The organism is Manganibacter manganicus (assembly GCF_002075885.1).
Taxonomy (GTDB): domain Bacteria; phylum Pseudomonadota; class Alphaproteobacteria; order Rhizobiales; family Rhizobiaceae; genus Mesorhizobium; species Mesorhizobium manganicum.
The window spans coordinates 66,209-79,274 of record NZ_MDET01000019.1 but is presented as its reverse complement, the minus strand read 5'-3'; the positions used below and the strand labels follow the sequence as shown (position 1 = coordinate 79,274).

The 13,066-nt window shown below is 65.3% G+C and carries 17 protein-coding genes and 2 pseudogenes; all 19 read right to left on the bottom strand.

Annotated features, from left to right (window positions below; all coding sequences use genetic code 11):
• Window positions 1–580, bottom strand: a pseudogene (locus BFN67_RS24355) (IS5 family transposase); the annotation flags it as partial.
• Between the two features lie 5 nt (window positions 581–585).
• Window positions 586–2,202 (bottom strand): annotated as a pseudogene (locus BFN67_RS13285) (baseplate multidomain protein megatron); the annotation flags it as partial.
• 31 nt (window positions 2,203–2,233) lie between these two features.
• Window positions 2,234–2,677, bottom strand: a complete 444-nt coding sequence (locus BFN67_RS13280) for an NlpC/P60 family protein (protein ID WP_245295258.1) — start codon at window positions 2,675–2,677, stop codon at window positions 2,234–2,236.
• A complete protein-coding gene (locus tag BFN67_RS13275; RefSeq protein ID WP_080920041.1) occupies window positions 2,667–3,557 on the bottom strand; it encodes a DUF2163 domain-containing protein in 891 nt (296 codons plus the stop codon). The genes BFN67_RS13280 and BFN67_RS13275 overlap by 11 nt, the downstream gene beginning before the upstream one ends.
• On the bottom strand, window positions 3,554–4,204 hold the full coding sequence (locus tag BFN67_RS13270; protein ID WP_080920040.1) for a DUF2460 domain-containing protein: 651 nt from the start codon (window positions 4,202–4,204) through the stop codon (window positions 3,554–3,556). The genes BFN67_RS13275 and BFN67_RS13270 overlap by 4 nt, the downstream gene beginning before the upstream one ends.
• Before the next feature lie 8 nt (window positions 4,205–4,212).
• Entirely contained in the window at window positions 4,213–4,755 is a 543-nt protein-coding gene (locus BFN67_RS13265; protein ID WP_139789168.1) for a phage tail tape measure protein, read from the bottom strand.
• A 144-nt stretch (window positions 4,756–4,899) separates the two neighbouring features.
• A complete protein-coding gene (locus tag BFN67_RS24880; protein WP_342587448.1) occupies window positions 4,900–5,202 on the bottom strand; it encodes a rcc01693 family protein in 303 nt (100 codons plus the stop codon).
• Between the two features lie 8 nt (window positions 5,203–5,210).
• Window positions 5,211–5,564 carry a gene transfer agent family protein gene (locus BFN67_RS13255; RefSeq protein WP_245295257.1) on the bottom strand — a complete coding sequence of 118 codons (354 nt, stop codon included), beginning with the start codon at window positions 5,562–5,564 and terminating at the stop codon, window positions 5,211–5,213.
• Window positions 5,561–5,977 carry a phage major tail protein, TP901-1 family gene (locus BFN67_RS13250; protein ID WP_080920036.1) on the bottom strand — a complete coding sequence of 139 codons (417 nt, stop codon included), beginning with the start codon at window positions 5,975–5,977 and terminating at the stop codon, window positions 5,561–5,563. Before BFN67_RS13250 ends, BFN67_RS13255 begins: the two co-directional genes overlap by 4 nt.
• A gap of 21 nt (window positions 5,978–5,998) precedes the next feature.
• Entirely contained in the window at window positions 5,999–6,403 is a 405-nt protein-coding gene (locus BFN67_RS13245; RefSeq protein ID WP_080920035.1) for a DUF3168 domain-containing protein, read from the bottom strand.
• The gene (locus tag BFN67_RS13240; RefSeq protein WP_080920034.1) at window positions 6,387–6,575 is read right to left on the bottom strand and encodes a hypothetical protein; all 189 of its coding nucleotides are present in this window, start codon (window positions 6,573–6,575) and stop codon (window positions 6,387–6,389) included. The genes BFN67_RS13245 and BFN67_RS13240 overlap by 17 nt, the downstream gene beginning before the upstream one ends.
• Window positions 6,572–6,907, bottom strand: a complete 336-nt coding sequence (locus BFN67_RS13235) for a phage head closure protein (RefSeq protein ID WP_080920033.1) — start codon at window positions 6,905–6,907, stop codon at window positions 6,572–6,574. The genes BFN67_RS13240 and BFN67_RS13235 overlap by 4 nt, the downstream gene beginning before the upstream one ends.
• Complete coding sequence (locus BFN67_RS13230; protein WP_080920032.1) at window positions 6,907–7,476, bottom strand: head-tail connector protein; 570 nt, start codon at window positions 7,474–7,476, stop codon at window positions 6,907–6,909. The genes BFN67_RS13235 and BFN67_RS13230 overlap by 1 nt, the downstream gene beginning before the upstream one ends.
• Before the next feature lie 106 nt (window positions 7,477–7,582).
• Window positions 7,583–8,839, bottom strand: a complete 1,257-nt coding sequence (locus tag BFN67_RS13225; RefSeq protein ID WP_245295256.1) for a phage major capsid protein — start codon at window positions 8,837–8,839, stop codon at window positions 7,583–7,585.
• Window positions 8,836–9,405 carry an HK97 family phage prohead protease gene (locus BFN67_RS13220; protein ID WP_080920030.1) on the bottom strand — a complete coding sequence of 190 codons (570 nt, stop codon included), beginning with the start codon at window positions 9,403–9,405 and terminating at the stop codon, window positions 8,836–8,838. Before BFN67_RS13220 ends, BFN67_RS13225 begins: the two co-directional genes overlap by 4 nt.
• Complete coding sequence (locus tag BFN67_RS13215; protein ID WP_080920029.1) at window positions 9,395–9,748, bottom strand: DUF6107 family protein; 354 nt, start codon at window positions 9,746–9,748, stop codon at window positions 9,395–9,397. Before BFN67_RS13215 ends, BFN67_RS13220 begins: the two co-directional genes overlap by 11 nt.
• Entirely contained in the window at window positions 9,745–10,932 is a 1,188-nt protein-coding gene (locus BFN67_RS13210; protein ID WP_080920028.1) for a phage portal protein, read from the bottom strand. Before BFN67_RS13210 ends, BFN67_RS13215 begins: the two co-directional genes overlap by 4 nt.
• A 270-nt stretch (window positions 10,933–11,202) precedes the next feature.
• Window positions 11,203–12,495: a DNA-packaging protein gene (locus BFN67_RS13205; protein WP_245295255.1), complete on the bottom strand. Its 1,293-nt coding sequence runs from the start codon at window positions 12,493–12,495 to the stop codon at window positions 11,203–11,205.
• Window positions 12,449–12,811 carry a hypothetical protein gene (locus tag BFN67_RS13200; protein ID WP_139789166.1) on the bottom strand — a complete coding sequence of 121 codons (363 nt, stop codon included), beginning with the start codon at window positions 12,809–12,811 and terminating at the stop codon, window positions 12,449–12,451. Before BFN67_RS13200 ends, BFN67_RS13205 begins: the two co-directional genes overlap by 47 nt.
• Window positions 12,812–13,066: the final 255 nt, after the last annotated feature.

Here is a 13,066-nt window from a genome sequence, read left to right as displayed (position 1 = left end):
CGGCTCGACGGAATGCAGGGTTTGATGCCGCGTGCTTCGAGTTCGGTCCGGAACCAGGCGCTGTCGTAGCCGCGATCGGCGATCAGGTGTGAAGCGCTCGGCAAGGCGTCGAGCACCATGCGGGCGCCCTTGTGGTCGCTCATCTGGCCTTCCGACAAAAGCAGGATGATCGGCCGGCCTTCACCGTCGCAGACGGTGTGGAGCTTGGAGTTCAGCCCACCCTTGGTTCGCCCGATACGACGGGGAACATCCCCCTTTTGAGCAGGCTCGCCGCCGTGCGATGAGCCTTCAGATGCGTCGCGTCGATCATGATGCGCTCGGGTTTCGGTCCTTCTCCGGCAAGCCCTGCGAAGATACGGTCGAACACGCCCATCAGACTCCAGCGGATGAAACGGTTGTAGAGCGTCTTGTGCGGGCCGTAGCCAGCCGGCGCATCCTTCCACTGCAGCCCGTTGCGGATCACGTAGACGATGCCGCTCACCACCCGCCGGTCGTCAACCCTCGGCACCCCGTGCGACAGCGGGAAGAATGGTGATATCCGCGCCATCTGCCGCTCGCTAAGCAGAAACAAATCACCCATCACGGCCTCCAATCGGACAGCGGCATGTAATTGTCGATGCCGACCGCATCGATGGCCGGGCTTGCCCACAGCGGATCGAGATGGAAGCATACGTCGCCGCTGCCGTCCTGCGGATGATGGCCGAAATATTCGCTCCAGTCGGCGCCATATGTGATGCGGGTTTGCGGCCCGATAACGCCCCGCACATCCACGGCCAGTTGCACGAGTTCATCGACGAACGGAAAGCCGTTTGCCGCGTCGCGCAGCGTGGTCAGCCCGCGCAACTCGCTGCCGATCAGGAACGCATCGACGCCGCCGGCCTTCTTCACCAAATGGGCATAATGCAGGATGAAGCGGCGATAGCCCCAGTCGTCGGCAGCGCCGGAAAAGGCGATCGTATCAGCGGCGGGCGAAAATTGCCCCGCCTGCGCATCGCCGCAGAAAGCCGACACCTGCGCGGCCGCAACCGCCGTGCAATCGGCGGAATCTTCGCTTCCCGGCGCCGGATCGCAGGTGATGCGCCCGCGCCACGGATAACTCGGCTGGGATACGCCGCCGTAAGGGTCGGGCAGCGCATTGCCGTCGGCAATGTCCATCATCACGAAGGGGTAAAGCGTACAGCCAAGACCGCGCGCCTTGATCTCGGCAACGGCGTCGAGAACGCTGCGGTCGGACGGCGTGCCGCCATAGGCCGCTCCGCCGTCATGGGTGGAAACCACCGGCGCGGCCTCGCGCGCCAGGCCGGAAACAAGCCATTCGCTCGACAGGCCGCCGCCGTTTGCCGTGGTAACGTAAGGGCGCACCCGGCAATGGCCTGCCCTGAGGTCATCGCCAAACCACGCGACGATCAGCGCAATATGCTCCAAATTGGGGCATGTCGTCTGCAATTCATCCAGCGAGGCGGCAATATCGGTGCCGGCAAACAGCACATTGCGGTTGACCGCGCGCTCCTCGCCCGGCCGCGCCCTGCGGCGGATCAGTTTTGGCGAAAGCCCGTATTCGGTCGCGCCCGGCAGCAGCGAAACCGCCTTGATCCGGTTTACGAACCCGCCGACCGGCCGGATCACCTCGAACTGCAATTGCGGGATGCGATTGCCGTAAGGGCCGATATCCAGCCGATCGACCACGACATAGGCGGTGCCGCGATAGGCCGGCGCGTTGCCCTCGCCCTGCTTGGCCTCGATCAGCGGGTCGGGCAGTTGATCCTCAGTGCCGCAATGGACACGCATCTCGACGTTTTCGCGGTCGATCTCGCGGCCATCCGCCCAGATGCGCCGGATCCCTGCGATCTCGCCCTCGCACAGCGCAAAGGCGGCATTGGCAAAGTAGGAATACTCCGTCAACTTCGGCCCGAGCTTGCCCTGCCGGCGCGTCTCGCGGTTTTCCTTGAAACGGGTCGCCCAGATCAGCGTGCCGCCCAGCCTCGCCGTGCCATAAAGGCGCGGCAGCGAGATGCCTTCCTCCGCGGTGAACGGCCGGCTCGACGCCAGCCGCGGCCCCTCGATGCGGCGCGAACCGTCGATCAGCGCCCGGTCCACCATATAACCGGCGACGGCGCCCGCCGCCGAGCCAACAGCAGCACCGACAGAGCCAAGGAAACCGCCCAGATAGGCGCCCGCGGCCTGCAGCAGAATTGTCGCCATCGGTCACTCCGGCCTAATTGAAAGAAAAGTTTCAGGGATCGGGGAAGGTAAACACCGCCGCGATGCGGCGACGCCATTGCGGCACAAGGGCCGAAACCGTCACCACCCCGCCGCCCTCATAAGCGTGGATGAAAGACTTTTCGGACATCATGATTCCGGCATGCTTTGCCGCCAGATGCGGACGCCAGCGGAAGATCAGCAGGTCGCCAGGTGCCGCGCTCGACAGCGGCTTTTCATGGAAATGACGGCGCGCGCCTTCAAGCAGGCGTTTCTCGCCGCCTGCTTCCGCCCAGTCCGGCGCGTAAGCGCCCGGCCGTTCCATCTCCCTGCCGTAAAGAGCGCGCCAGACACCGCGCACCAGGCCAATGCAATCGCAGCCGACAGCCTTGCGGCTTGCCTGATGACGATAGGGCGTGCCGAGCCAGGACAGCGCCTCGCAAACAACCGCATCGGCGATCCTGTGCTCAGGGCACAACGGGGCCGCCGTCGAAATTGCCGCCATCCGACACATAGGCATAGGCGGCGTCGTTGCCCGGCAGATGCGGAAAGCCGCGAAAGTTCAGGCTGTTGGCGAATTTTTTCTTGCAGGCGGCAAAGCTCTTGTCGCAACCCGCAACAACCGTAAAGGCAGCGCCGGTCGCGATTTCAGGACCGACAGACGCCTGCAATGTCAGCAAAACCCCTTCGGATGTTATGCGGTGATCGACGATGCGCCCAGTGCGGCCAACGCGCGCGCCATTGCTCCAGGTCAAGACGCCGAAGGAGAACCAGCCAGGCTCAAAGTTGTCCAGGCCGGATACGTGCAGCGTATCGAGGCCTTGCATGGCCTCGACCACCCCGGCGCCATTGAAGGCAGGCTGGTCGAGTTGGAAACGGCAGCGCGCATCGCCCAATTCGGCATCGCAGCGGCGGGTGACATAGCGTCCGTTCTGCTGGTCCAGCCGATGCGCCATGCTCTCAAGCTCGGCAACGAAATGCCCGTCGGCACGGGTGATCTTGCCGACGGTCATCGTGCGGATGGACGTAAATTGTTCAGGCGCTCGCCAGTTCACCAGCAGGGTTTCTACCGTCGCGCCGTCATAGAGGCCGGCGGCAATGTCCTCGGCGTCGATTCTTTGCGAGGACAACGCGCCTTCGACGTCGAGCGTATCGACGGCAAGGCCGAGCGAGCGCCGCGCCTCGCTGGCGCTGAAGCCGCTCTCAGGCTCGAACAGCGTGCCATTCACAAGAAGCGGCCGGTCGTGATCGGTAAAGCCGCTTACCGCTCCATCCCTGGTGATCAATCGCCAGCAATGGCACAGGCTCGTCACCTCGCGGGCAAAATGCGCCGCAAGACCTGACGGATAATCGCTCATAACAGAACCTCAACCAGCGGGATCGATGGAATCTGGCCGGCCTTGAAGGCTTTCAGGCTGACTTCGATGCGTTCAGCGTCGAAGCGCACCGGCACGTCGAATTCATAGCCTGCCGTTACCGAAGCGCCTTCCGCCGGCACCTTGCCGGGCGCAAACACGATCTCGCCGGCTGCCGCGTCGAAGGTAAAATCATCGGGAGACGACAATTCCACCCCGGCAACGGCGACACGCAGGCTCGCTACCACCGGCTTGAAGACGGAGCGGCGATAGGCGTCCTCGCCCTCGCCATAGACCTTCACCAGATCGAAGCGGGCCGCCACGCCGTCGCCTGTTCCCAAAGGCTGGTCGGTGGCGGCGGGCGCCGCATCCGGCCGGCAGGATTTCATGTCGAACGGGTCGCGGAAGCGGAACGCATGCAGCGAGCCGCGCCGCGCCTCGAAGAAGGCGACGATGTCGTAAAGGTCTTCCAGCGAGCGCACGCCGGTGCCGGCGTCATAGACGCGGCGCGATTGCGCAACGCGCGCATTGCGCTTTTCACGCCCCGAGGTCAGCGCGACGATCTCGTTGCGCCGCTCCGGTCCGCCGGTCGCGCCGAAGGAAACGGCCAGCGGGAAGCGGACATCGTGAAAATGTTCAAGATCTGCCAATGGATACCTCAAAAGGTTCGGGTTCCGCGCGAAACCGCACGCGCCAGCATGCCGGTGATCTGCGCTTCGGATTTGCGGAAGGAGGCGGCGTCTTGCGCCGTCACGTTGAAGACGACATTGACAGGCGGGGCGGAGGTGCTCGCGCCGACGCCGAGGCTGCCGTCCGGCCCGCGCCTCAGCGGCAGGATCGCTTCGCTGCCGGCTTCACCCATCAGGCCGAGGCTGCCGTCCATCGGAAAATAGCTCGGAGACGAAACCACCCCGCCCTTGGCGAAGGGAACAGCCCCGGAAAGCGCGCCGAACAGGCCGGAAAACAGCGAGCCCGCCAGCGATTGCAGCGGCTTCAGCCCCTCGCTCAGCGCCATGCCGGCGAGATTGAGGCCGATGCGTCGCAAGACATCGTCAAGCTCGCGGCCGTTGACCGCCGCGCCACGCAACGCACCCGACAATTGCGAGCCGAAAGTGTCCGAAAGCTTTTGCAGGTTTTCAAGCGCCGCCTGGAAAGGTTCCGTGTCGGCACGGATGGCGACAGTCACGTCTTCAGCCAAGATGGCGCTCCTTGAATTGCGATGTGAATCTCACGCGGCCGCATGCCGGCCCTCCCCTGTCGAGGCGAGAGACGTCTCTGCCATGCGTGCTTCGAGACGCCGGCGTGGCCGGCTCCTCAGCATGAGGAAGGTGGGTGCCAGCCTTCTTCATCCTGAGGTGCGAGGCCCTGAGTTCTGAGCTTGTCGAAGGATCGAATGGGCGAGCCTCGAAGGACGCACTTGCTCTCCGGCCAGGTGTTCAGTCCCGGCATCCGGAAATTCCCGCATCAGCGCCGCAAGCTCATTGCGCCCCGGCGACGGACCTTTGCCTTGCGAAAGCACGCTGAGCGCACGCTCCAGTTCGCGCGGCGTCATGGCCCAGAAGCTTTGGGGCGAAAGCCGCAGCAGGCCGAGGCCAAGCGCCATCACCTCATCCCAGTGGAAGGGTTGCCCGGCTTCTTTTGCGCCCACTGCGGCCCCTAAGGGTTTGGCGGCACATCGCCTTTCGGCGTGCCGAAAGTGACGGCGAGCAATTCGGCGACGACGGAGGCAAAGCCGGTTGCACCGCCCTCGCAAGCCATGGCGGCGACCTGATCGTCCGCAATATCCTGCCCTGCCCCGCGCAATCCGGCACCGATGATGCGGATCATGTCGCGCGCCGAGAGCCGGCCGGAGGAAAACCGCTCGACCAGCGCGCCGAGATCGTCGGCGGCATAGGCGGCTTCCAGTTCGGCCAGCGCGCTCAGTGTCAGGCAAAGCCGGAACGGCTGGCCATCGAGTTCGGCGCAAATCTCGCCGCGCCTCCTGTTGGCGCTCATGGGACTGGCGTTCATGGCGTCACCGCGAAATTGATCGGCCCGGCCGATTCCAGTGCCATTTCGAAGGTGATTTCGCCGTCATGATTGCCGGTATATTCCAGCGAGGTGATCTGGAACGCGCCTGAAACAACGCCGAAATCCGGCACGGCAAGCTGCCAGCCGCCGATCTCGCCGGCGAAGAAGCGGGCGCGGATGGCTTCATCCGACTGCGCGTCCTTGAAGATGCCCGAACCGCTGACGGCGGCGCGCTGCACGCCGGCGCCTGCCAGCAATTCGCGCCAGCGGCCAGCCGAATCGGCATCGGTGACGTCCACCGTCTCGCTGTTGAAGGCGATCCGTTTCGAGCGCAGTCCGGCCACGGTGACGAAATTGCCGGAGCCGTCGGCATCGATCTTGAGAAGAAGGTCCTTGCCCTTCTGTGCGACCATTTTCGGCCTCCTATTGGTATATCAATGATGCTCGATCACCGCGCGCAGGCGCAGCGATCCGTAATGGAGCGATGTTTCCTCGTCATGGTCCGCCTCGACGCTTTCAAAGGTGAGATTGACCAGGTGGTGATTTTCGAGTGTTAGCGGCGTCTCCAGCAGGCCGGCCTGTATCGCATCGATGACGGACAATGCTTCCTTCCGGCCCTTGGCCTTCGACCAGACATTCAGCGTGACAAGATGCTCGCTGCCGGCTTCCGTCGCCGTGCTCCAGTCGAAAACGCTGGTCTTGCCGAAGGTGATGCAGGGAAACGGCGCGTGATCGGGCGGGTGATCGAAGATATTTTCCCCGCCGAGCAGCGCCAGCAGCGCGGCATCGGCCGCAAGTGCGTGAAACAGCGCCCTTTGAAGATCAGCGGCGGCGGCCATGAGCATCTCCCCTTGCTGCGGATGCCGTTCGCCATTCCCGCGGCGCCGGCGGCAGGCCGACGGCGCGGATGCGCGGCCGCCTGCGTTGCTCCGCGTCCTCGGCCAGTTCGTGCTCCTTCCAGCGCAAAGCGCGGACAAGCCCGTCCAGCGTGATGGCCATGGTCAGTTTCATCTCCCCTCCTCCCGTGTCGTGCAGACGAGATAGCGGCCGCTTTCGTCCGGGTCGTGTACCGTCGCGATGGCGAAGATGCGCGGGCCTTTGCGAAAGCGCATGCCGCTCGCCACGCCGGCGCGATGGCGCAGCGTGATGCGATGCGTCATCGTCTCCAGCATCTGGTCGGCGCCGGGCCGCGATCTGGCCGAAACCGGCTCGACATGAGCGAAGACAATGCCGGTCTCGGCCCAGCTTTGCGTGAAGCCGCCGAGTTCGTCTGCAACCGGCGTCGCCACTTCCAGCGCGAGTTCAGTGCGCAGGCGGCCGGGATCGAGGAACAGGGTCGGCATCAAAGCCTCCCTGCCCGGTAGCCGGCGATCATGCGCTCGTAACCGGCGGGATAGGCGACCGGCTGGTCGGACGGACCGAAGCCTGCGCGGAATTCATACCAGTGTGCTGCAAGCAGCAGGATGGCGCGCTTCAAAAGATCGGGCACGTCGGTGCCCGCTTCGCTGAAGCCTGCCCTGAAATCGACCTCGATGCCGTTCAGCATGCGCAGCGGTTCGGGCCTTTTCGCCAGGTAAAGGCGGGCCGGGCGCGAAATCAGATCGGCCTCATAGGCGGCGTGATCGATAAGCGACGCCTCGCCGTCGCTGCCATAGACGGTGATGGAAAGGATTTCGCGCACGGGATGCAGCGGCAGCTTCAGCAGTCCGCTTGCCGGCCAGCAATCCAGCACCAGCCGCCAGTGCTGGTCGATCAGGGCCATACAAGTGGCGCGCTCGACATCCTGGCGCGCGGCGCGGATCAGGCCGGAAATGAGATCGTCCTCGCTGGTGTCGGCAAGCCGCAGATGCGCCTTGGCCTCGGCCAGCGTGACCGGCTCCACCGCCGGTTCGACCGTTCGGATGAGTGTCATTCATGCACCTTGGTGAAGAGAAGAACAAAGCGGCCCCGGCATCGAGTGACCGGGGCCGCAAGGCGGCACGGCGAAAGCGGCGGCGTGGCAGCGCCGCCGTGAAAGGTCAGGCCGTGCCGAACTTCAAGAGCTTGATCGCGTCGAAATCCTGGACGCCGCCGCCAACCCGTTTCGTGGTGTAGAACAGCACATAGGGCTTGGCGGTGTAGGGATCGCGCAGGACACGCACGCCGGTGCGATCGACCACCAGATAGCCGCGACGGAAATCGCCAAAGGCGATCGCCGTGGCATCGGCGGCGATGTCGGGCATGTCCTCAGCCTCGATGAGCGGGAAGCCGAGCAGCATGGCCTGCTGGCCGGCCACAGCCGGCGGCTGCCACAGATAATTGCCGTCGGCATCCTTCAGCTTGCGGATTTCGGCTTGGGTTCCGCGGTTCATCACCCAATGCGCGTTCTGCCGGTAGCCGGCTTTCAGCGCATAGACGGTATCGACCAGCACATCCGAGGCATCCGCCGCGGGCAAGTCGCCGGCAACGCCGGTCAGGCGGTAGCCGATCTTGCCCCATTCCCAGTCGGCTTCGGCAGCCGTGGCGTAGCTGAGGAAGCCCTTCGGCTTGGCCACGCCATCGCCGGAAACGAAAGCCGCGCCCTCCTGCTCGGCAAAAGCGGCCTCGACCTCGGCGGAGATCCACTGGTCGAGATCGACCACCGCATCGTCGAGCAGCGAGGCGGTCGCCGCCGGCATGGCGTAAAGCTCCATGGTCGGGAACTGCAACTCGGCCAGAACCGGACTGTCGGTCTGCGGCCGCGCCGCCGTTTCCGCCGCCCAGCCGACCGCCGGACCGCTGACCGAAAACGGCTTCTTCAGCACCGCCGAAGACACCTGCCGCACGGTCGAGATAGCGCGGATCGGCGAGAGCGCGGCCAGCCGGCGGCCGATTTCGGTTTCGGTTTCCGCCGGCACCAGATAGCCACCGTCCTGGCCCGAACCATACGACATTGCCTTTGTGTCGAGGCCGCGCAGCAGACGGTCGTCACCACGACGCATATAGGCATCGAAGGCGCCCTTGTGCTCGGAGACTTGGACGGAGCCTTCCTGGCCAAGCGCCGGGCGAACCCGCTTCAAGGCGAGATTGTCGAGCGTGCGCTTCTGCTCGTCCAGGGCATGTGAAATGCGCTCGACCTTTTCGCTGGTCAGCACATCGGCGCCTATGCGCCGCTCAAGCTGTTCCAGCTTCTCGTCATTGGCGTCCTTGAAAGTCTCGAACGAGGCCATGAACTCGCCGAAAGCGTCTTTCAAATCGAGATAGTCACCGGGCATCGCCTTGGTTTCGACAGGCATTGTGGGGGTGCTTACGGTCATGCAGGTTTTCCTTTCGGGTTGATGAGATGTGTGGCCTTGCGGATGCGCGCGGCCAGTTGCCATTGGTCGAAACAACCGGGCTGTGCCTTCACCGTCGCGATGCGCGCGCCCGGCTGCATCGGGAAGGTGACGACGGAGATTTCCCACAGATCGGCCTCGATGATGCGGCGCACGCCCGAGGCGGCGTTGCGTCGTGTCTTCACCGCGCGAAAGCCGATGGAAAGGCCATCGAGCGCGCCGGCGCGCATCAGCGCCAGCACGTCGCGGGCGCGCGCCACGCCGGTGGCCAGTTGGCCGCGCACGAACAGGCCGCGCGCGTCCTCCTCGATGCGCGCCCAGGTGCCGATCGGCTGGTTGGCATCGTGCTGGAACAGCATGCGGATGCCGGAAGCACCGCGCCGGCGCAGCGAACCGGCGAAAGCGCCGCGCTCGACAATATCCCTGCCGAGATCGACCTTGCCGAACAGGCTGGCATAGCCGGAAAAACTGCCGTCCAGCTCTACATCGTCCAGAACGAGATCGACGAATTTGCGCTCATACACACCTGCCGGCGCTTCAGCCTTCATCGGCGTTCTCCCGATCGGTTTCATGGAATTTCTGCACCAGCCTGCTGCCGGAAAAAGCGCGCATGACGAAGCCCAGTGCCCACCAGGCGCACAGCGAGGCGGCGGCCGAGCCCATCAGCATCATTTCGGTCGACCCAAGCAGGCGCTCGACGCCGAGATCGGAAGCGATTTTGAGCCCCGCCGTGCCGCCGAAGACGAGGCCGCACACCACGCCGACGGCGAAGCGCGCCGCCGCCTCGCGGCGGCCATGCGGCAGGATATAGGCCAGCGAGATAGCCGAACCGGCAACCGCGCCCGCTCCCTTGGCGATCCACAGCCACGGGTCCTGCGAAAGATCGGTCATGACGCATCTCCTTTTCCCGTTCCGCGCGGCGCATAGCCGACCGCCTCGCGTTTCTCGTCGTCGCTCAGGAAGGAGGCCGCCTCGACGCGCGCCCACAGCGTCGCGCGGTCGTCAGTGAGGCCATCGATGCGGTCGGCGTCGTACCAGAGCCGCAGGCCGCTGCCGAAAACCCCACCCAGCCAGACGGAAAGCTCCTTGGCGGTGCGCGCCACCAGCGGCAGCACGGTCAGTCGGTAGAAGGCGCGGTTGGCCTCCTGGTAATTGGCATAGGTGTTGTCACCGGGAATGCCGAGCAGCATGGGCGGAACGCCGAAGGCCAGCGCGATGTCGCGGCTGGCCGAATGCTTTGCCTCGATGAAATCCATGTCCTTGGGCGTCAGCGCCATCGCCTTCCAGTCGAGCCCGCCCTCCAGCAGTAGCGGCCTTCCCGCCCGCATGGCGCCGGAATAGCCTTGTTCGAGTTCGGTTTTCAGGCGCTCGAACTGGTCTTCGGAAAGATTGCCGCCCTCCTTCGGCGCATAGACCAGCGCCCCGGAGGGCCGCGCGGAATTGTCGAGCAGGGCCTTGTTCCAGCGCCCGGCGGCGTTGTGGGTGTCGAGCGCCATCAGGGCCGCTTCCAGCGGCGGGAAGCCGTAATGATCGTCCAGCGGGTGAAACAGCGCCAGATGGGCGGCGGCGCTGCCCAGTTCCACGCGCCGCCGCCCGCTGCCCTCGCGGCTCTCCAGCGCCACCGGCCATCCACTCGAATCCGTGACGACGCTGACCCGGTCGGGCCGCAACAGGTGCAACTCCCGCAGGCCTGCGCCGGCATCCACCAGTTCGACATAGGCATTGCCGGCAAGCAGCAAATGGCCGTAAAGCGCCTCCATGAAGCTCGCGCCGGCCTGGCGCTGGTTGGGCCGCTGCAACAGGTCGAGCAGCGGATGGGAGGCAAGTTCCGCCTCGCTTTCGTAAAGCAGCCACGGCACCGCCGACGCCGTTTCGGCGATCAGCCGCACGGCGCGATGGGCGATCGGGTTGCGCATGAACCCTTCGCGGGCGAGCGCGGCATAGTCGCGCCGTGTCCAGTGCGCCTCGCCCTGTGCGTGCAGCGCGATGAACCCGCCCGAAATTCCATCGGCCGCCTTGCGTTCAGGCGCGCCGATGCGTGCCGGGCGTGCGGCCCAGGGCCATTTGAATGCCATGTGGTGTGTTCCTTGGTTGGTGAATGGTATCGCCTGCCAGGCGAGGCGACCCTATTTTGCCGGTGCGTGGTTCGAGGCTTCGTTGCGCTTCGCTCCACTACGCGCCTCACCATGAGGGCCGTCGCGCCAGTTTTCCTCATCCTGAGGTGCGCGCTTCGAGACGCCGGCTTGCGTCGGCTCCTCAGCATGAGGGACGTTGGCGCGACAGTCCTCATCCTGAGGCGTGAGCCCGAAGGGCGAGCCTCGAAGGACGCACCGTGCCGACGGCGTTTACATGAAATCGCGAATGCGCGGACGGGCGATCCGTTCGCCGGTAAGCTCGGTGACCGCCCAGACCAGCGCGTCCACCCGGTCGGGCGAGCGACCATCGGACAACCCGTCCGGGCCGAAATCGCACATTTCGTCTTCCAGTTCGGGAAAGCGTGCCGCATGGCGCACCCGGCCCGACTGATAGAGGGCGGCGACCGGCTCGGCGCGCAGCCATTTGCCACGGCTGGCCCGCACCGGCTTGACCGGCACACCGGCATCGACGGTGCGGATCACCGCACCTGCCATCTCGCCGCCCTGATTGACCTCGACCACCAGGCAATCGGCCTGCAATTCATGGAACAGGCCAACCGCGCGCGAAGCCCATTCCTGCGGCTTGGCGGCGCGCAATGTCCGGTCCGCCAGCACCAGAACGGTGCCGGACGTCGTCAACCCGGCGGCGACGATACCGCAGGCGTCCGACGTCCTGCGCGAGCTTGCCGGCGGATCGACGGCGACGACGATGCGCAAAAGTTCGCCCGCCTCGCCGGCATCCGCCTGTTCCAGCATGCGGCGCGACCACAGGGCGTCGTCGCGATCCTCGATCAGTTCGCCGTCCAGTTCCTGCCGGCCAAGCCGCGTGCCGGCATAGCGGCGCTTTACCGCCTCCAGAAAGCCGGGCGCGAGGTTCTTCGCATTGTCGTCGCTTTTCAGCCGCGTCACCGCCACGGAAGGATCGGCCAGAAGCCGCTTCAGAAGCGGCAGCGGACGCGGCGTGGTGGTGATGAGCTGACTGGGCCTGCGCCCCAGCCGCATGCCGAATTGCAGCGTATCCCAACAAGCCTCGACATTGCGCCATTTGGCGAGTTCATCCAGCCATGCGGCATCGAATTGCGGGCCGCGCAGGCTTTCGGGGTCTTCGGCCGAAAAGATGTGCGCCACCGCGCCGTTTTCCCAAAGCAGCCTGCGGCGGCCAGCCTCGAAATGCGGCCGGTCGCGCCGCGCAATGGCGCGGATGCCAGAAGGCCCGTCGATCATCACCTCGCGCACTTCGGCCAAAGTCTCGCCGACCAGCGCGATCTTGCCATAACGCCAGTCGGCGAAGGGGCGAAGGCCGCGCACCAGCCCGTTCACCCATTCGGCGCCGAGCCGTGTCTTGCCGGCGCCGCGCCCGCCGATCACCAGCCTGATGGCCCCATCACCAGCCTTGCCGGTCGTCTCCGGATATTGCCCCGGCAGCGCCTGGCCGAACCATTCGGCCAGCACCGCCTCAGCCCAATGCGCTCCGATCTGCCGCGCCGCCCATTCGTCCTGCAAGTGCTGCGGCCAGTTCGACGATGCGCTCGTCGATGAGGCGAAGCTTTTCGGCAAGTTCTGCGTCATCCTGAACCCTGATCTCCGTGCGGTCCCTGGTAAAAGTCTCGGATTTCTCCAGCATGCGCAGCATGGCGGCCAGCGCGTCGATGCGGCTCTTGTCGAGCGCCCCGCCCTCGCCTTCGGCGGAAGCGGCGATCTGCGCCACCTGCCGGGCAACGAAACCGTTCAGCCATTCAAGCCGCTGTTCGGGCGCCATGTCCTCCCAGCCATCGGGCGGGTCGGCGAGCGCAACCGGCGCGGCGGGTGCCTTCTCCACCCGGTCCCTGCGCCCCGCACGGGTGCGACAGTCAATCTTGATCCAGCCCTCCCGCACAGAGCGTTCGCGAATGGTAGGTGCAGGAATCCCGAAGAGTTCAGAGGCATATGCATAGGTCCGCGGGCGTCCTTCACAAAAGGCGCGCGTTTTCGCCCATTGCTCATCGCCATAGCGCATGGCTCAACTCCGCAAAAATGAAAGGGAAAACAAAAACGCCGGAGAAAGGGCGAGGCCGCGTGGCGCCCGCACTTTTCC

Excerpts from the sequence above, each read along its gene's own strand:
- BFN67_RS13275 (WP_080920041.1), bottom strand. The coding sequence starts at position 3,557 with ATGAGCGATTATCCGTCAGGTCTTGCGGCGCATTTTGCCCGCGAGGTG.
- BFN67_RS13255 (WP_245295257.1), bottom strand. The coding sequence starts at position 5,564 with ATGAACGCCAGTCCCATGAGCGCCAACAGGAGGCGCGGCGAGATTTGC.
- BFN67_RS13250 (WP_080920036.1), bottom strand. The coding sequence starts at position 5,977 with ATGGTCGCACAGAAGGGCAAGGACCTTCTTCTCAAGATCGATGCCGAC.
- BFN67_RS13245 (WP_080920035.1), bottom strand. The coding sequence starts at position 6,403 with ATGGCCGCCGCCGCTGATCTTCAAAGGGCGCTGTTTCACGCACTTGCG.
- BFN67_RS13240 (WP_080920034.1), bottom strand. The coding sequence starts at position 6,575 with ATGAAACTGACCATGGCCATCACGCTGGACGGGCTTGTCCGCGCTTTG.
- BFN67_RS13235 (WP_080920033.1), bottom strand. The coding sequence starts at position 6,907 with ATGCCGACCCTGTTCCTCGATCCCGGCCGCCTGCGCACTGAACTCGCG.
- BFN67_RS13230 (WP_080920032.1), bottom strand. The coding sequence starts at position 7,476 with ATGACACTCATCCGAACGGTCGAACCGGCGGTGGAGCCGGTCACGCTG.
- BFN67_RS13225 (WP_245295256.1), bottom strand. The coding sequence starts at position 8,839 with ATGACCGTAAGCACCCCCACAATGCCTGTCGAAACCAAGGCGATGCCC.
- BFN67_RS13220 (WP_080920030.1), bottom strand. The coding sequence starts at position 9,405 with ATGAAGGCTGAAGCGCCGGCAGGTGTGTATGAGCGCAAATTCGTCGAT.
- BFN67_RS13215 (WP_080920029.1), bottom strand. The coding sequence starts at position 9,748 with ATGACCGATCTTTCGCAGGACCCGTGGCTGTGGATCGCCAAGGGAGCG.
- BFN67_RS13210 (WP_080920028.1), bottom strand. The coding sequence starts at position 10,932 with ATGGCATTCAAATGGCCCTGGGCCGCACGCCCGGCACGCATCGGCGCG.